Raw genomic sequence first — 17,951 nt, 5'->3', positions numbered from 1 at the left:
AGAATGGTTAAATAGAGTGAATTGAATTCACATCACGGAATAAACAAAGGTAAGTCACATGTCTTTTGAAGTACTAGAACAACTCGAAGCAAAAATTCAAACTGCGGTTGATACCATCGCCTTACTGCAAATGGAAGTGGAAGAGCTGAAAGAAGAGAAACAACAGCTCACGCAAGAAGCGAATGAATTAAAAGCCAGCCGTGCAGCACTTGAGCAAAAAGCGCAAGAAATGGAACAAGAGCATGCTGCATGGCAAACGCGCATTCGTAGCTTGCTTGGTAAGATGGAAGAGGTTGAATAATCTCCAGCCGTTATTGATAGCTAACAACGCCGAACTTTGTTCGGCGTTGTGGTTATAGCCCTTTGGTTAAGCGGTAGTCATTGGGCGTACACCAAGAGTATGGCAAAGCGCGTAAGTCATTTCGGCGCGGTTTAAGGTGTAAAAATGAAAATCTTTCACTCCTTCACGGCTTAGCACTCTGATCATATCAATTGCCTGACTAGCACCGACTAATTGTCGGGTGACCGGATCATCATCTAATCCGGCAAATTGTTTGGCCATCCACTGCGGCACTTTAACGTGGTTTTGCGCGGCAAAGCGCGCAGCTTGTTTAAAGTTCGAAACGGGCAAAATACCGGGAATGATTTCGACATCGATACCTGCTGCAACGCAGCGGTCTCGAAAGCGAAGATAGCTCTCAATATCAAAAAAGAACTGAGTGATGGCTCGGTTGGCTCCCGCTTCGACTTTACGTTTCAAATTGAGCAGATCGGCTTGGGCACTTTTCGCCTCTGGATGCACTTCAGGAAAGGCGGCCACGGAAATGTCAAAATCGTGGCAAGATTTGAGCAGAGCAACTAAGTCAGCGGCGTACATCTCCGGCTTGCCGCCACCCGGTGGAATATCCCCACGTAGGGCGACAATACTGGCAATGCCATTGTGCCAGTAGTCATCGGCGATGGTGATTAACGCTTCGCGGCTGGCATCAATACAGGTGAGATGTGGCGCTGCAATCAATCCCGTTTGATCTTTGATGGCTTTGATGATCGAGTGGGTTCTGTCACGCTCACCAGAGTTGGCTCCGTAGGTCACGGAGACAAATTTCGGTTTAAGATCTTTTAAGCGATGCACCGAGCTCCACAAGGTTTCTTCCATTTGCGGTGTACTAGGTGGAAAAAACTCAAACGAGACATTGATATCTGAAACTTCAGCGATACTTTGATTTAAAGCATCGATATGACTGGCGTGCGTGTATCCCATTTCTCTCTCCCTGTGCTAACGACCACAACGCAAACACAACATTCTTTACGTATAGACGTCCATATGTCTACAGAATGTAATGAATCGATTTTAATGTCAATATTACTAGTATGAAGGTTTTTCATGTTGATGCTGAGTAAAATTCACCCGCTTAAGCGGATAGGGGGTGAGTGTGGCTGACACGTCCCTATTTATTGCAAACAGAGACGTATTGAGTGAGTACGATATAAAGAGAAGGAAAAGTATTAATACTCGCTCATAACAGACTGGCGAGGCGGTTTAGGTCCGATTGAATCGCACCAGCGGTGACTTCACGTCCTGCACCAGGGCCTCGAATCACCAGTGGATTATCTCGGTACCATTTGCTTTCAATCGCAAAAATATTATCGCAAGGGCGTAAATTAGCCAGTGGATGGTCACGCTCCACGGCTTCTACGCCAACCGAGGCTTGACCATTTTTCTCTAAACGAGCCACATAACGGATAACCTTATGTTCTTTTTGGGCACGAGCTAACCGTTCAGCAAGGCTTTGATTGAGTAGATGACTTTGCTCAAGAAACTCATCTAAGGATAAGTGGCGTAGTGCCTCTGGGACCAAAGATTCCACCTTGACTTGCTGAGGTTCAATCTCTAAGCCTGATTCTCTGGCCAGAATAACCAGTTTACGCATCACATCTGAACCATCGAGATCATGGCGTGGATCTGGCTCCGTTAACCCTTGTTGCCAAGCCAATTCAACCAGTTCGCTGAATGGGGTGGTGCCGTCGTATTGTTGAAACAGCCACGACAGTGTGCCGGAGAAAATTCCGGACAGTGCGGTGATGTCATCGCCACTTTCACGCAGATCGCGAACGGTATGATTGATGGGAAGGCCCGCTCCCACGGTAGCATTGTATAACCAATGGCGACCAATTTTGCTGAAAGCATGTTTGACTTGATGGTAGTATTCTCCATTGGCTGATCCTGCGACTTTATTGGCACTGATCAGATGCAAACCATGCTGCGCCATGGCTAAATATTGCTGCGCTAGATGTTCGCTGGCCGTCACGTCTAAGACAATGGCCTCATCATAGTTACGCAGTTCACCGAGCTGTTGCAGCCAGCGCTGACCATCATTGGGTTGTGCTTCATCTTGATATCGAGCCGCAACTTGGCTTGGATTGATCCCAGCCTCATCAAACCAAAAGGTTTGGCTATCGATGATCGCGACTAATGAAAATTGCATGCCGTAGCGTTTTTCTAATTCGGTTTGCTGATCTGCAAACAGCTTTAACCAACTACTACCAATGTTACCTTTACCGCAGAGCGCTAAGGCAACGCGTTTTTGGGCTTGAAACAGCTGCTTATGTAAGCCAATGACCCTTTCGGTTAATGTATTTTGTCTTAATACTGCCACTAAGCTGAGTTCGGATTCCGCTGTGCAGATAAACTCAACTGGGCAGGTTTTCAGTTGCTGGTAAAAACCGTGATTGTGCTGCGCGTTACGAGTGACGCCTGCACCTACGGCAGCTAATAGTGAATAACCTTCTTTGAGTTTACTCTCGGTAGCGAGTGCCGAGTCCTGTAAATAACCAAATACATCACTGGCCATTTCTCTGGTGTAGGCAAGGCGCAGTTGATGCTGATCGGCTTGCACTTCAAAGGCCAATGGCTCAAGTTGAGCCCGTTTGAGATGTGCTAATACCGTGTGTTGTAGGCGTTGGAAATCTTGTCCGGCGGCGAGCGTCAATTCAATCAGCAGCACATCCTCCAAAGAGGTGATGATTTTTGCTCCTCGCCCAGAGGCAAGAATACGTTCAATGCGTGTTGAGCCCGATTCTGGCTGATGGCTAGAGCGTAAATGCAGTTCCATAGTGCTTTGCACCACTGGCTGTAAAGTTCGGCTATGCAGTACTGGCGCGGCCAGTCGAGCCAGTTCGTTGGCTTCATCTAAGCGCAGTAGTGGCAATAAACAGGCATCATCCACCACTCTTGGATCTGCACTGTATACTCCCGCGACATCACTCCAGATGGTGACGCGTTCAACGTCCGCGAGAGCACCAATCATGGTCGCAGAATAATCGGAGCCATTACGCCCAAGCAGGACGGTTTCCATTGCGCTATTTTGTGCAATGAAGCCGGTAATGATGATGCGCTGCTGCGGATGCTGGGCGAGAATCGCTTTAAGTAAAGGTGCGGAGCGAGCGCGATCAACCTCGGGTTGTGGTCCGGTTTCGGCGCGTAAGAAAGCACGGGCATCTTGCGCAATAGCGGGTAATTGTTGCTGATTGAGTAGTGCTGCCAATAAGCGCGCCGACCATACCTCACCATGCGCCAGTACCGCGGATTGCTGAGCGTAGTTCAATGGAGCGGTGAGCGCGGCCAGTTGAGAACACTCCTGATTGAGCTGAGTCATAAGATGATTGGCGATATCGCCATTCAATAATTCGTCAATTAACTGCGTTTGATATTGGCGAATGGCTTGCAGTTGTTGATGTGCAGTCAGGGCATCTTTTTCCAGGTGACTGACAAAATCAATTAATTGATTGGTGGTTTTGCCAGCGGCAGAGACCACCACTAGATCATGATGCTGCGAATACTGCTGTAAAATATCCACCACGTTTAGGTAGCAATCACGATCGGCTAGGCTACTACCGCCAAATTTATGTAACTGCTGCTTCATTAATTTTTTTCCTGTGCTTGCTTAAAGGCTTGTTCAAGGTCGGCAATCAGATCGCTAGCGGCCTCCAATCCGACAGAGAGGCGCAGTAGTTGTTGGCCGACGCCCGCTTCGGCCAGGGCAACATCTCCCATGGCCCGATGCGTCATCGAGGCGGGATGGCAAATTAAGCTTTCCACCCCGCCTAAAGATTCCGCTAAAGAAAACAGACCTAATGCACCGACAAAGTGTTTGAGTTGTTCAAAGGTACCTGCAAACTCAAAACTGAGCATGGCACCAAAGCCACTTTGCTGTTGTTTCGCAATCTCATGGCCGGGATGGCTGACCAAGCTCGGGTGATAAATTTGTCCAACCAGTGGTTGAGTTTGTAGGTAAGCGAGTACTTGTTGTGCACTCTCTTCGTGAACGCGCATCCGGGCCGATAAAGTACGTAAGCCGCGCAAAGTCATATAACTATCAAACGGGGTGCCAGTCGAACCAAGGCAATTTCCCCACCACGCTAATAGTTCGCCATGCTCGGCTATTCGGCTGATGATGACGCCACCAATCACATCAGAATGCCCATTGAGATACTTGGTGGTGGAGTGAATGACAAAATCCGCCCCTAAGGCGATAGGTTGCTGGTAAATGGGAGTTAAAAACGTATTGTCTACTGCCACCAATGTATTAGTTGCCTTGGCTTGTTGGCAGAGCTGCTGAATATCGACCACTCGAACTAAAGGGTTGGAAGGGGTTTCGATCAGCAGCAGTTTGGGTTTTAGCGCCAGCGCCTCACTGACCGCAGTCGGATCCGATTGATCGATAAACAAGACTTTAAAATCGCCTTTTTTCGCTCGTGAATTGAGCAGTCGATAGGTGCCGCCATAACAATCATGAGGAGCGACAATCCACTCTTGAGGAGACAAAAAGGTCGAAATCCATAGATTGATAGCCGAGGTTCCACAGTTGGTGACAATCGCCGCTTGTCCCCCTTCGAGATCCGCTAGGGTTTGTTCCAGTAAGCTACGGTTTGGATTGCCTGAGCGGGTGTAATCATAGGTAGGCACTTCACCAAAGGCTGGAAAGCCAAAGTTAGTCGATAGATAGATCGGTGGTACCACCGCATGGTATTGGCTGTCCGATTCTATTCCTGTGCGAACGGCAATGGTGGCAGGTTGGCGAGTGGTCATAGTGGCTTCCTTTCTGAATCTACAATAAATGGGCTAACGGAAGAGGGAGGATCTCGTCGTCACTAGAGTCACACTTTACTGATCAAAAAAGAAGATGTCAACACATCTAGATGTCTATATGTCTTTGCTTATGGCAGTAAATCCCGCTAAAATTAGGGACTTTGATTAGTAGACTCAAATTCACACAACGAAGGTGCGCAATGGCAGACTGGAATGGCGATTATATTAGCCCCTACGCGGAGCATGGTAAAAAGAGTGAGCAAGTAAAAAAAATCACGGTATCCATTCCGTTGAAGGTACTCAAAGTGCTTACTGATGAACGAACTCGCCGACAAATCAACAATTTACGTCACGCCACTAACAGTGAATTATTGTGTGAAGCTTTTTTACATGCGTATACGGGACAGCCGTTACCGACTGATGAAGATTTACGTAAAGATAGGCCTGATGATATTCCAAGCGAAGCTAAAGCTTTGATGACCGCAATGGGTATTGAGTTTGAAGCGTACGATGATTGATTGATGTCGACAAAAAAACCTAGCTACGCTAGGTTTTTTTAGATCGAGGGTCGCTATAAGGTCACCTTAACGACAATTTTCTGCCATATAATTTTCTGGCATGTCGATACGCGCCACGCCGGACTCGACGGCGGCTTGAGCGACCGCTTTGGCGACTCGTGGTAGTAAGCGTGGGTCCATTGGTTTTGGAATAATATAATCAGCGCCATAGCTAAGCTTTTCTACCCCAGCGGCTTTGAGTACTTCGCTTGGGATCGGCTCTTTCGCTAATTGACGAATGGCATCGACAGCAGCAAGTTTCATTTGATCATTAATTTCGCTGGCGCGAACATCCAATGCACCACGGAAAATAAATGGGAAACACAGCACATTATTCACTTGGTTGGGGTAATCGCTGCGCCCAGTACCGAGGATTAAATCGTTTCTCACCTGATGAGCTAACTCAGGTTTGATTTCTGGATCGGGGTTGGAGCAAGCAAAGACGACGGGTTTATCAGCCATCAATGCTAGGGCTTCTGGTGGCAATAAATTCGGGCCAGAAACCCCGAGGAACAAATCGGCGCCGGCAATCACATCTTCCAAAGTGCGCTTATCGGTATTGTTGGCAAATAATTGTTTATATTCGTTTAAATCGTCACGGCGGGTATGGATGACGCCTTTACGATCCAGCATGTAAATTTTTTCACGCATCGCACCGCATTTAATCAATAGTTCCATACAAGCGACTGCTGCAGCGCCCGCACCCAGACAAACAATAATACATTCATTGAGTTGTTTGCCTTGCAGTTCAATCGCGTTGAGCATTCCAGCGGCGGTCACAATCGCGGTGCCGTGTTGATCATCATGGAAGACAGGAATATCACAGCGCTCGATGAGACGGCGTTCAATTTCAAAGCAATCTGGCGCTTTAATATCTTCTAAATTGATCCCGCCAAAGGTATCGGCTATGTTGGCAACGGTATCGACAAACTCATCGATAGTACGATGTTTGACTTCGATATCGATCGAATCAAGGCCAGCAAAACGTTTAAAGAGTAGCGCTTTACCTTCCATTACTGGCTTTGATGCCATCGGACCAAGATTGCCTAAGCCAAGAATTGCCGTGCCATTAGAGATGACGGCGACCGTGTTGCCTTTGGCGGTATACTTGTACACGTTATCAGGTTGTTGGGCGATTTCACGAACCGGTTCTGCTACGCCTGGGCTATAGGCCAGCGCTAGGTCACTGGCTGAATCGGCCGGCTTGGTTAAGGCGATGCCAATTTTACCTGGAGTCGGTAGTGCATGGTAATCAAGAGCACGTTGGCGAAATGCTTCTTGTGGCGAGAGGTCTTGGCGATGATCATCAGACATAGGGGGAGCTTCTCTTATAATGTTATCAACGAAGCTATGATTCTAAAGGATGTCGATTGAGCTGCCTAGGTGGGATTGCGATCACAAACCATCAAATCGGTAAGATGAAGACTGATAAGACCAGCTGAGTGCTAATGACGACCAAGTAAAGCACACTAAAACTGGCAATAAAAAAGAACGCCGTAGCGTTCTCTTTGTATAACTTGCGCTTAAAGTAATAATTACTTCTTGCTTGATAGAGCACCGAAACGCTTGTTAAAGCGATCAACACGGCCGCCAGTATCAACGATACGTTGCTTACCAGTGTAGAATGGGTGGCACTTGTCACATACGTCAAGGTAGATGCTTTCTTTTGCTAAAGTAGACTTGAAAGTGAATGCGTTGCCGCAAGAACAAGTTGCGCTAACTTCTTTGTATTCTGGGTGGATACCAGCTTTCATGGGATAACCTCAAATGTAGGCCGTGTCGCTATCCGGATCTGATGCCGGACACCACACGTATGTTAATGATAATATGCAGATGCCAAACCGATTTGCCAAGCATCTTTAAGGCGCGATATATTAATGAATCCACGCCATCGGATCAACTGCTTTCGACGCTATTTTCACCACTTTTGTTGGTCGAATTTCTAGTTAGCATCCAGTAGACTGTGTTTTCTGCTTCTTTAAATTGCTAACGGATGGTTATGCGCCCCACTATTGCTCGTGTTGCTTTACCGGTTCCTCTTGATAAATCCTTCGATTATTTGATTGCTGATGGCATGTCTCCTGCGATTGGCGGACGGGTTGCGGTTCCGTTTGGTCGCCAAACCTTAGTGGGGATAGTCATTGCGTTGGTGTCTGAATCCGATTTTCCTCTGCATCAATTGAAATCGCTGCATGCGGTGTTAGATACACAACCGTTATGGTCAGAAACACTCTACGGGTTATTGCAGTGGTGCAGTCAATATTACCATTACCCTTTGGGAGAAACGCTAGCTAACGCGATGCCAAGTGCGTTGCGTAAAGGCAAAGCGGCGCAATTTGCGGTGACTAAGGAGTGGCGACTGACTGAGCAAGGGCGTAATCAACTATTTCAAGGTTTTGGTCGGGCCATTAATCAGGCCAAGGTTATGTGGTTATTGCAAGCGGGCCCCGTATCTCATCAAACGCTGCTGGATGAAGCGGTCTCAAGTAGCACGTTAAATGCTTTACTTGAGAAGCAGTGGATTGAGGTGCAGGAACAAGCTCCGCAGATCGTACCTTGGCCGGCTAATGTTGAAGCTCCCGTGGATAAACCGAAATTAAACCCAGAGCAGGCGATTGCGATTGCGACGGTGAACAGTCAGCCGGGTTTTGGGTGTTATTTATTGCAAGGCGTCACGGGGTCAGGTAAGACCGAAGTCTACTTAAACTTAATCAAACCTATCTTGGAACAAGGCAAACAAGCCTTAGTATTAGTGCCTGAGATAGGTTTAACCCCTCAAACTATCCAACGTTTTCGTCAGCGTTTTACCGTGCCCGTGGTCGTGATTCACTCAGGATTAAATGACACTGAGCGTCTTAATGCTTGGCTAGCGGCACGAGATAAAGCGGCAGGAATCATAATTGGTACGCGGTCAGCCTTATTGACGCCTTTTGCTGCTCTCGGGATTATTATTGTTGATGAGGAGCACGATACTTCTTATAAACAGCAAGACAGCTTGCGTTATCACGCGCGCGATGTCGCGGTCATGCGAGCCAATCTTGAGCAAGTGGCGATTGTCCTTGGCTCGGCAACGCCTGCTTTAGAAACACTGCATAATGCGTTGACGGGCAAGTACTATCATCTGCAACTCACCGAGCGAGCGGGGCACGCTGTGCCGACGAAAAATCGCGTATTGGATATTAAAGGCGAGTATTTAGAGAGCGGACTTTCTGCGCCGTTGATCGCCGAAATGCGTCGTCATTTACAGCAAGGCAATCAAGTGCTGCTGTTTCTTAATCGGCGTGGTTTTTCTCCCGCCTTGATGTGTCACGAATGTGGTTGGATTGCCGATTGTCAGCGCTGTGATGCTTATTACACTTATCATCAATACAGTAACGAGGTCCGTTGTCATCATTGTGGCTCGCAACGTCCGGTGATTCAGCACTGTCAAAGCTGTGGTTCACATCAGTTGGTGACTGTTGGGGTCGGGACTGAGCAACTTGAACAGCAGCTTGCTCAGTTATTTCCTGATTATCGCACGATTCGAATTGATCGAGACAGCACTAGGCGTAAAGGCAGTTTTGAAGCCGCGTTGACCGCTATCCACAATAATCAGTATCAAATTTTGATTGGTACGCAGATGTTAGCTAAAGGACACCATTTTCCCAATGTGACCTTAGTTGCGCTATTGGATGTAGATGGTTCGCTGTACAGCAGTGACTTTCGTGCTCCAGAGCGCTTGGCACAGTTATTCATTCAAGTTGCTGGTCGTGCGGGAAGGGCAAGTAAACCAGGTGAAGTGGTTTTGCAAACTCATCATCCTGAGCACAGCTTATTACAAGCGCTACTGCATAAAGGTTACGACCATTTTGCTCGAACCGCTCTTGCTGAGCGGCACGTCGCTCAACTTCCGCCATACACTTATTTAACGCTGTTTCGCGCTGAAGCGAATCAGTCATCGGTGGTGGAAACCTTCTTAAGGCAAGTTCGGCAAACCTTACAAGTGCATCCGTTGTTTGATCAAGCCTCGCTAGTATTAGGACCAACACCAGCACCACTGGCTAAGCGAGCGGGTAAGCACCGTTGGCAACTGTTATTGCAAACCCCTTCACGCAGCACGATGCAGGCAATATTAACCAGTTCAAAAACCGCCATTCAGTTATTGCCTTTAGCGAGTAAGGTGCGTTGGTCTTTGGATATTGAGCCGCAAGATTTGAGTTAAATCTCGCCTCTCACTCGCTGATGCTTATTGATAGTAGTGCTGACTGAGCGCGGTTTTTTAGTGGTTCTAAATAGCAGTGAGTTTTATTTGCGCAACTAAAATCACTTGCTGTGATCGATATCATATTTGTAATGCAAAAAATGTTACTTAAGCCGTAACTTTCTCTATGGAAAGAAATAAACTAGAGGCACTATACGTTCAGTGAATCGTTTTCGTCGACCAATCTATGGCTCCACAATAAAGAGGGTCGTTTTATCGATAACGTTTATTAGGCTTAGGTATTGAGAGAAAATAGAGAGGGTTAAAAATTTATGGCGACAATGAAGGACGTTGCCCAGTTGGCAGGTGTCTCTACCGCGACGGTATCTCGTGCGTTGATGAATCCTGAGAAAGTATCCACCACGACTCGTAAACGAGTGGAAGAGGCGGTACTTGAAGCTGGCTACTCCCCCAACTCTTTAGCGCGAAATCTGCGCCGTAATGAATCAAAAACCATTGTGGTGATTGTGCCCGATATTTGTGACCCTTATTACACCGAGATCATTCGCGGTATTGAAGATGTGGCGATGGAGCATGGTTATTTGGTATTGCTGGGTGACAGTGGTCAACAAAAGAAGCGTGAAAGCTCGTTTGTGAACTTAGTCTTCACCAAGCAAGCTGACGGTATGTTATTGCTTGGTGCTGATCTGCCGTTTGATGTCAGTAAAGCGGAACAGAAAAATCTGCCACCGATGGTGATGGCCTGTGAATATGCCCCAGAGTTAGAACTGCCGACGGTACATATTGATAACCTTACTTCAGCGTTTGAGGCGGTAAACTATCTTACTCAGATGGGACATAAAAAAATTGCTCAAATCAGTGGGCCAGTAGGCGCTGTGTTGTGTGAATTTCGTCAGCAAGGTTATCAGCAAGCGCTGCGTAGAGCTGGATTGGTCAAAAATCCAACCTATACGGTTATTGGGGATTTCTCTTTTGAATCCGGTGCTAAAGCCGTGCGACAGTTGTTAGCACTATCTGAGCCACCGAGTGCGATTTTTTGTCACAATGACGCAATGGCGATTGGTGCGATGCAAGAGGCGAAGCGCTTAGGCTTAAGAGTACCGCAAGACTTATCCGTTGTTGGATTTGACGATATTCAGTTTGCTCAGTATTGCGATCCACCGTTAACGACGATTTGTCAGCCACGTTATGAAATTGGCCGACAAACGATGTTGATGATGCTTGAACTACTGCGAGGGCGTGATGTGCAGGCTGGATCACGGTTGTTAGAAACTCATCTGGTAGTGAGATCCAGTGCCGCGCCGCCAAGGTAAATATTGTCCTGATTGGGCGGGTTTGCAGAGGATAAGCAGCGTTGCTTACATATTGACGCTGTTATCCGACGCCAAACTCCTTTACCATGGCGCTACAATTGTCAGCGTTTGAATTGAATCGTGGCTAATAAAGATTATGTAAGAAGGGGTCGTAGTCCAAAGAAGTCGACCGCAAAAACGACAACGCGCCGAAAACCTTGGCGCAGTGGCTTGATCGCGTTAATCCTACTCAGTGGGTTTGTTTATGGGCTGTATTGGCTCAACCAAACACCTGAGCCGCCTGCACCACCAGCCAAAACCGTTTCTCCGGTTAAACCTGCGACGCCACCTGCACGAGTGATCCCGCCACCTCCGACGGAAAAGTGGGACTATGTGCAGAGTCTGCCTCAGCGTGAAATTGAAGTCACCGCCAAGGAGCAACAACTGTCGGAGATCCCGTACATCATGCAGTGTGGGGCATTTAAAACCTTGCAACAAGCAGAAGCGCGTAAGGTCGAGATTGCTTTTCAAGGGTTGAAGAGCAACATTCGTAAAACTGAAAATAGCAGTTGGTTTCGAGTGGTGTTAGGACCGTATCCATTAAAACGAGATGCTGAGCGAGATCGCCACCGTTTACAGCGGGCTAAAATTGAGCCTTGCGCGATATGGAAAGAATCACAATAAACAGTATTTAGGTGATTGAACCTTGCAAGATGGCTAACGAGTCACTTTCTCTCGCATCTTCTTCGTAAGATGTGAGAAAATGACCGCGTTGGCCTTTTTTCTGTATTCAGTTTCCCCTTACCTTGAAATCGTTTTTCCGCATCCTCATATACCTTAAACACCCAGTGAAATAATAAAGAGGTCCTCACGTGACTACCATTGTATCTGTACGTCGTGATAATAAAGTTGTGATTGCAGGAGACGGCCAAGTCTCGCTTGGCAATACCGTAATGAAGGGTAATGCGCGCAAGGTTCGTCGTTTATACAACAATAAAGTTCTGGCTGGATTCGCTGGTGGTACCGCGGATGCCTTCACGCTATTTGAGCGTTTTGAAAGTAAATTGCAAATGCATCAAGGTCATTTAACCAAAGCAGCGGTTGAGCTTGCTAAAGATTGGCGTAGTGATCGTGCTTTACGTCGTTTGGAAGCCATTTTAGCGGTTGCTGATGAAACCACATCATTGATCATTACTGGTAATGGCGATGTGGTTCAGCCTGAACATGATCTGATTGCGATTGGTTCTGGTGGTAATTATGCTCAAGCCGCAGCGCTCGCGTTGTTGGAAAACACTCAATTAGACGCGCGTGAAATTGCTGAAAAAGCGTTGAATATTGCTGGCAATATTTGTGTCTTTACCAACCACCATCACACCATTGAAGAACTAGAAATACCAGCAGCGCTATTGCCTGAAAAGAACGCATAATCTGGTGTGAACTCTGTACTGAATGTAAGGAATTGATGATGTCTGAAATGACGCCTCGTGAAATTGTTCACGAACTAAACCGCCATATTATCGGTCAAGAGAAAGCCAAACGTGCCGTGGCGATTGCATTGCGTAATCGCTGGCGCCGTATGCAACTTGAAGAAAGTTTACGGGTGGAAGTGACACCGAAAAATATTCTGATGATTGGTCCAACAGGGGTGGGTAAAACAGAAATTGCTCGCCGTTTAGCTAAGCTAGCCAATGCACCATTTATCAAAGTAGAAGCGACGAAATTTACCGAAGTGGGTTATGTTGGTAAAGAAGTCGAAAGTATTATTCGCGATCTGACTGATGTCGCGGTTAAATTAACCCATCAACAGGCGATGGAAAAGGTCAAGTTTCGCGCTGAAGAATTGGCGGAAGAACGAGTGCTTGACGCTCTGTTGCCTCCTGCGCGTGATGCTTGGGGAGAATCAGAAAAAACCGAGCAGTCATCATCGACTCGCCAAGTGTTTCGCAAGAAACTTCGTGAAGGCCAGTTAGACGACAAAGAGATTGAAATTAACGTTGCCGTACCACAAATGGGCGTTGAAATTATGGCTCCTCCAGGTATGGAAGAGATGACCAATCAACTGCAAGGGCTGTTCCAAAATCTTGCTGGTGATACCAAGAAAAAGCGTAAACTGAAAATCAAAGAGGCTTTAAAAGCCTTGGTTGAAGAAGAAGCGGCGAAACTGGTTAACCAAGAAGAGTTAAAAGAGCAAGCTATTTACAACGTTGAGAACAACGGCATCGTGTTTATCGATGAAATTGATAAAATTTGTAAGCGCGGTGAAAGCTCTGGCCCTGATGTGTCTCGTGAAGGGGTGCAACGTGATTTATTACCACTGATTGAAGGAAGTACCGTTTCAACTAAGCACGGTATGGTAAGAACCGATCATATTTTGTTTATCGCTTCGGGTGCTTTCCAAGTGGCTAAACCTTCGGATTTAATTCCAGAGCTGCAAGGTCGTTTACCGATTCGTGTTGAGTTAGAAGCGTTATCGAGTCATGATTTCAAACGTATTCTTACCGAACCGAAAGCGTCTTTAACTGAGCAATATATCGCATTGATGAAGACTGAACAGGTCGATGTCAGCTTTACTGAAGATGGTATTAAACAAATTGCCGAAGCCGCGTGGCAAGTCAACGAAAGCACAGAAAATATCGGTGCTCGACGCCTGCATACCGTGATGGAGCGTTTGATGGACGAGATCTCCTATGAGGCAACAGAACGTCCCGGTAGTCAAATGGTCATCGATGGCGACTATGTACGTGGCCGTCTCAGTGAATTGGTTGAAGACGAGGATCTTAGCCGCTTCATTTTGTAAATTATCCGCCCACCACACTGGTGGGCTTTTTTATCGCCCTAGTTTGCGCTTATACTCTGCGCACTGTTTCGTCATTGCTATTTATTATGAATAACTCTTTACGTATTTGGGTCGATGCGGCGCGGCCGAAAACTCTTCCTCTCGCTTTGGTCTCTATTCTTACGGGTAGTGTGCTGGCGTTTTCTGTCGGTTCGTGGTCTTGGCCTGTCACAGGTTTAGCGTTACTGACCGCTACCTTATTGCAAATTCTCTCCAATTTAGCCAATGACTACGGTGATGCGTTAAAAGGGACGGATAACGAACAGCGTCTTGGGCCGATGCGGGCAATTCAATCTGGCGCGGTTTCATTAGCCGATATGAAGCAGGCGATGATCATCAACGTGCTATTAACGATTGTCTCTGGATTAGCCTTGGTTTTTTATGCGTTAGACAGTGCCCAAAGTATTGCTGCCTTTTTAGCTCTAGGTGTATTAGCCATTTTAGCCGCGATTGCTTACACCGTTGGTAATAAACCTTATGGCTACGTCGGTTTAGGGGATGTGTCTGTTTTCATCTTTTTTGGTTTACTCGGCGTCTCCGGCAGTTATTTTTTACATACTGGGCAAATCGAATGGCGATTATTATTACCATCCTTGGGCTGCGGATTATTGGCGGTGTCCGTTTTAAATATTAATAATATGCGAGATATTGAAAATGATGCTCTGTGTGGGAAACGTACGGTTGTGGTTCGTTTAGGCCAGCAACGAGCCAAAATCTATCACCTACTATTATTAGTTGGAGCCTTATGTGCATTTGCCAGCTATTTATTGCTTCAAGACCGCTCTGCTTGGCTCAGTGTTCCATTTTTGTTCAGTCTGATTGTGTTGTTTGAACATGGGCAAGCGGTTTATCGAGCTTCGCAACCGGTACAGATGGCTCCTTTGTTACCTAATGCAGTCAAATGCGCTTTAGTCACCAATGTCTTGTTTATTGCCGTCGTCATCGCTCAAACAATCCTACGTTAATTTGCGTTCTGTCATTGCATTGACTTACTGACACTATATACTCGTGGGATAATGGTTCGTTAAGAGAGTAAAGCTATGGAATACAACACCTCTGCGCTGTGCGATATCTATCTCGAGCAAGTCGATGTACTAGAGCCGATGTTCAGTAACTTTGGAGGCCGTGCATCCTTTGCTGGTCAAGTGACGACCATTAAATGTTTCGAAGATAATGGGTTGATTCGCGAAGTTCTTGAGCAAGATGGAGTTGGTCGTGTGCTGTTGATCGATGGTGGTGGTTCATTACGTCGCGCATTGATTGATGCTGAACTGGCTGCGATCGCTGAAGAAAACGAGTGGGAAGGCATTGTCGTTTATGGCTGTGTTCGAGAAGTCGATGAACTGGAAGAGATGAGCGTTGGTATTCAAGCGCTAGCATCTATTCCTGTTGGTGCGGTGTCTCTGGGTATTGGTGAAATTGATGTGGCGGTGAACTTTGGTGGGGTGACCTTCCTGCCTGAAGATTATCTCTACGCCGACAATACTGGGGTGATTTTATCCCCTGAACCGTTAAACGTCGATTTAGACATTGAAGATGACGAACAAGAAGAGATCTGATCTTCCTTGATTGGCTAATTCGAAACAGAACCGAAGCAGAAAGCTTCGGTTTTTTTATATCGATTACTCAATATTAAGATTCAGTTTGCTACTGATAGTATTTGTTTACGTAATCGTAATGCATACAGGTAACCTAGCAAGCCTCCAAGCATATTGCCTAGAGCGATGCCGATGAATAATCCGATCACACCATACCAATACGCTCCAAGCCAAGCGGCAGGTAAAGTAAAGATGAAAAGACGCATTACACTCCATTGAAATGCCTTTAGCGGTAGATGAAGGGCGTTCAACGCCGAAACCAACATCATCACGATACCTTGAAAGCCATAACTGATAGGGACAATCAGTAAGTAGTACCACAGTAAGTCACGCACGCTTTGCTCTTGTGAAAACAACGCCGCCAGAGGAATGCTCAGTGGCACCATCATGATAAAAATCAAAAACTGAAAAACCACAGCAAAACGTAGGCCAACAAATAACCCTTCAAAGCTGCGTTGGGGATTATCGGCACCTAAGTTTTGTGCCATGAATGGCGTTAAGGCAGAAGTGAGCGACATTAATACCAAGATTAAAATCGATTCAATACGTTGCGCGGCACCATAAGCCGCGACGGCTGCAGTACCATGTTGGGAAAGCGTGATCATTAACACGGCACCACATAATGGATTCATCGCACTCGATAGCGCCGCTGGGGTGCCAATGGTTAAAATTTGTCGCCAGTCACTATTAAGCATTTTCAAATTAGCTCGAGCAAGCAGCTTGTCACGTCGAGCCAAAATATACAGTGAGCCAATTAACGCACCGAGCCAAGAGCAGGCACTGGCAATTGCTGCTCCTTGTATGCCTAATTCTGGAAACGGACCATAACCAAAAATCAGTAGTGGATCGAGTACGCCGTTGATGATCCCTGCCAGTAACATGATTTTAGCTGGGGTCTTGGTATCTCCTGTGGCGCGAATCGCGCTATTGCCCGCCATGGGGATCACCAGTAGAGGAATGGTCAGATACCAAATTTGCATATACTGCTTAATCAAGGGGAGCAGTTCAGTTTGTGCACCAAGTAGGCGAAACAAAGGTTCGATGGTCAGGAAGCCGATTAAGGACGCACACACCACTAAGGCCACGGCCAATAACAAACCATGGCTAGTCAGGCGCGCCGCTTGTTTGGTTTCTCCTTGGCCTAATAAACGACCAATACAGGTTGAGAGCCCAACGCCGATGCCCATGGTGATGCAGTTAACAGCAAAAGTGACCGGAAAGGTATAACTGACGGCCGCTAGCGCTTGAGTACCGAGCAATGAAATAAAAAAGGTATCGACTAGGTTAAACAGTAAGATAGCGATCATCCCTACCGTCATCGGCAGCGTCATTTGGCGCAGTACTTGGGGGATCGGTGCGGACAACAGGCCGTGTTTATCGTGCATGGTGAATCAGCGAATAGAAAGTGCAAGATGGGCTAGGATACTCTATATCAGGATCAGGTACTAGCGATGAACTGGAGAGTAAAAATAAGGCCAGTATAGCTGGCCTTGAGGTAACTTATTGATAATGATTAAGCATTTTTCATTTTAGCGGCTGCTTTAGCGATCGCAGCAAAGCTCTTCGCATCCAATGCAGCACCGCCAACTAAAGCGCCATCAATGTCTGGTTGTGAGAAGTAAGCTTCTGCATTTTCTGCTTTCACTGAACCACCGTATTGAATGATCACTTGTTCGGCAACAGCTGGGCTTTTCGCGGCGATGTGGGCACGAATAGAAGCATGAATACGCTGCGCGTCATCGGCTGTCGCTGCTTTACCAGTGCCGATTGCCCAGATTGGTTCATAAGCGATGATCGCATCGTTTAGGGCTTCTACGCCATAAGCATTGATCACGGCATCAATTTGACGCGCACAAACGGCTTCGGTTTCGCCTGCTTCATTTTGCGCTTCTGATTCACCGATACAGAACACAGGAGTCAAACCGTTCTCTTTTAAAAAGGCAAATTTCTTAGCGACAAATTCGTCAGATTCGTGATGGTATTGACGACGCTCAGAGTGACCAATGATGATGTGAGTGGCGCCGAAGTCTTTTAACATCGCTGGAGACATATCACCGGTAAAAGCACCGCTGTTATTTAGGTCAGTATTTTGTGCACCAAGAATGATTTTGTTGCCACCTTGTTTGATTAAACGCTCAGCAAGATCGAGGTATAGCGCTGGTGGCGCGACAGCCACATCAACACCGTTTACACCTTCTAGCTCAGCATTCAGGCCATTCAGTAGCTCAGTAACCATAGTTTTGCTACCGTTAAGTTTCCAGTTACCCATCACAACAGGACGACGCATAGGAATATCTCCAATTTAATTGATAAAAAAAGAACGACTGGCAAAGAATATAACAGATAAAAGCGCGTAGATCATGATTAGGGTCATGACT

The 17,951-nt window shown here is 46.7% G+C and carries 16 protein-coding genes; 9 read left to right on the top strand and 7 right to left on the bottom strand.

Going from position 1 to position 17,951, the window contains the following annotated elements:
• The first annotated feature begins 58 nt into the window (after positions 1–58).
• The gene (gene zapB / locus BSR11_RS11525) at positions 59–301 is read left to right on the top strand and encodes a cell division protein ZapB (protein ID WP_072670500.1); all 243 of its coding nucleotides are present in this window, start codon (positions 59–61) and stop codon (positions 299–301) included.
• A gap of 66 nt (positions 302–367) precedes the next feature.
• Here the strand turns inward: zapB and metF are convergent, their stop codons facing one another.
• The 3 genes from metF to BSR11_RS11510 all read right to left on the bottom strand — a co-directional run bounded on the left by metF (position 368) and on the right by BSR11_RS11510 (position 5,089).
• Positions 368–1,261, bottom strand: a complete 894-nt coding sequence (gene metF, locus BSR11_RS11520; RefSeq protein WP_072670499.1) for a methylenetetrahydrofolate reductase — start codon at positions 1,259–1,261, stop codon at positions 368–370.
• 256 nt (positions 1,262–1,517) lie between these two features.
• Positions 1,518–3,923, bottom strand: a complete 2,406-nt coding sequence (locus BSR11_RS11515; protein WP_072670498.1) for a bifunctional aspartate kinase/homoserine dehydrogenase II — start codon at positions 3,921–3,923, stop codon at positions 1,518–1,520.
• On the bottom strand, positions 3,923–5,089 hold the full coding sequence (locus BSR11_RS11510) for an O-succinylhomoserine (thiol)-lyase (protein WP_072670497.1): 1,167 nt from the start codon (positions 5,087–5,089) through the stop codon (positions 3,923–3,925). The genes BSR11_RS11515 and BSR11_RS11510 overlap by 1 nt, the downstream gene beginning before the upstream one ends.
• 200 nt (positions 5,090–5,289) lie before the next feature.
• Between BSR11_RS11510 and metJ the strand changes: the two genes are divergently transcribed.
• Positions 5,290–5,607 carry a met regulon transcriptional regulator MetJ gene (gene metJ / locus BSR11_RS11505; RefSeq protein WP_040903918.1) on the top strand — a complete coding sequence of 106 codons (318 nt, stop codon included), beginning with the start codon at positions 5,290–5,292 and terminating at the stop codon, positions 5,605–5,607.
• Positions 5,608–5,673: 66 nt separating this feature from the next.
• Here the strand turns inward: metJ and BSR11_RS11500 are convergent, their stop codons facing one another.
• Positions 5,674–6,960: a malic enzyme-like NAD(P)-binding protein gene (locus BSR11_RS11500; RefSeq protein WP_072670496.1), complete on the bottom strand. Its 1,287-nt coding sequence runs from the start codon at positions 6,958–6,960 to the stop codon at positions 5,674–5,676.
• Positions 6,961–7,181: 221 nt separating this feature from the next.
• On the bottom strand, positions 7,182–7,400 hold the full coding sequence (rpmE, locus tag BSR11_RS11495) for a 50S ribosomal protein L31 (RefSeq protein ID WP_004394441.1): 219 nt from the start codon (positions 7,398–7,400) through the stop codon (positions 7,182–7,184).
• Positions 7,401–7,645: 245 nt separating this feature from the next.
• On the opposite strand from rpmE, the gene priA reads away from it, so the two are divergent.
• The 7 genes from priA (at position 7,646) to rraA (ending at position 15,534) form a co-directional block, all read left to right on the top strand.
• A complete protein-coding gene (gene priA, locus BSR11_RS11490; RefSeq protein ID WP_072670495.1) occupies positions 7,646–9,847 on the top strand; it encodes a primosomal protein N' in 2,202 nt (733 codons plus the stop codon).
• 311 nt (positions 9,848–10,158) lie between these two features.
• Positions 10,159–11,160 (top strand): DNA-binding transcriptional regulator CytR, encoded by a 1,002-nt coding sequence (gene cytR, locus BSR11_RS11485; protein WP_072670494.1) that lies wholly within the window; start codon positions 10,159–10,161, stop codon positions 11,158–11,160.
• 120 nt (positions 11,161–11,280) lie between these two features.
• Positions 11,281–11,823 carry an SPOR domain-containing protein gene (locus BSR11_RS11480; RefSeq protein WP_072670493.1) on the top strand — a complete coding sequence of 181 codons (543 nt, stop codon included), beginning with the start codon at positions 11,281–11,283 and terminating at the stop codon, positions 11,821–11,823.
• Positions 11,824–12,011: 188 nt separating this feature from the next.
• Positions 12,012–12,566 carry an ATP-dependent protease subunit HslV gene (hslV, locus tag BSR11_RS11475; RefSeq protein ID WP_004394445.1) on the top strand — a complete coding sequence of 185 codons (555 nt, stop codon included), beginning with the start codon at positions 12,012–12,014 and terminating at the stop codon, positions 12,564–12,566.
• Positions 12,567–12,604: 38 nt separating this feature from the next.
• The gene (hslU, locus tag BSR11_RS11470) at positions 12,605–13,936 is read left to right on the top strand and encodes an ATP-dependent protease ATPase subunit HslU (protein WP_072670492.1); all 1,332 of its coding nucleotides are present in this window, start codon (positions 12,605–12,607) and stop codon (positions 13,934–13,936) included.
• 86 nt (positions 13,937–14,022) lie between these two features.
• Positions 14,023–14,940 carry a 1,4-dihydroxy-2-naphthoate polyprenyltransferase gene (locus BSR11_RS11465; protein WP_072670491.1) on the top strand — a complete coding sequence of 306 codons (918 nt, stop codon included), beginning with the start codon at positions 14,023–14,025 and terminating at the stop codon, positions 14,938–14,940.
• A 75-nt stretch (positions 14,941–15,015) separates the two neighbouring features.
• The gene (rraA, locus tag BSR11_RS11460; RefSeq protein ID WP_072670490.1) at positions 15,016–15,534 is read left to right on the top strand and encodes a ribonuclease E activity regulator RraA; all 519 of its coding nucleotides are present in this window, start codon (positions 15,016–15,018) and stop codon (positions 15,532–15,534) included.
• Between the two features lie 80 nt (positions 15,535–15,614).
• On the opposite strand, the gene BSR11_RS11455 is transcribed toward rraA, so the two are convergent.
• A complete protein-coding gene (locus tag BSR11_RS11455; protein ID WP_072670489.1) occupies positions 15,615–16,958 on the bottom strand; it encodes an MATE family efflux transporter in 1,344 nt (447 codons plus the stop codon).
• A gap of 128 nt (positions 16,959–17,086) precedes the next feature.
• Entirely contained in the window at positions 17,087–17,860 is a 774-nt protein-coding gene (tpiA, locus tag BSR11_RS11450; RefSeq protein ID WP_004394450.1) for a triose-phosphate isomerase, read from the bottom strand.
• Between the last annotated feature and the right edge of the window lie 91 nt (positions 17,861–17,951).

The sequence above is a fragment of the Vibrio injensis genome (assembly GCF_001895205.1).
Lineage (GTDB): Bacteria > Pseudomonadota > Gammaproteobacteria > Enterobacterales > Vibrionaceae > Vibrio > Vibrio injensis.
This window is presented reverse-complemented; position numbering and strand designations above follow the sequence as displayed.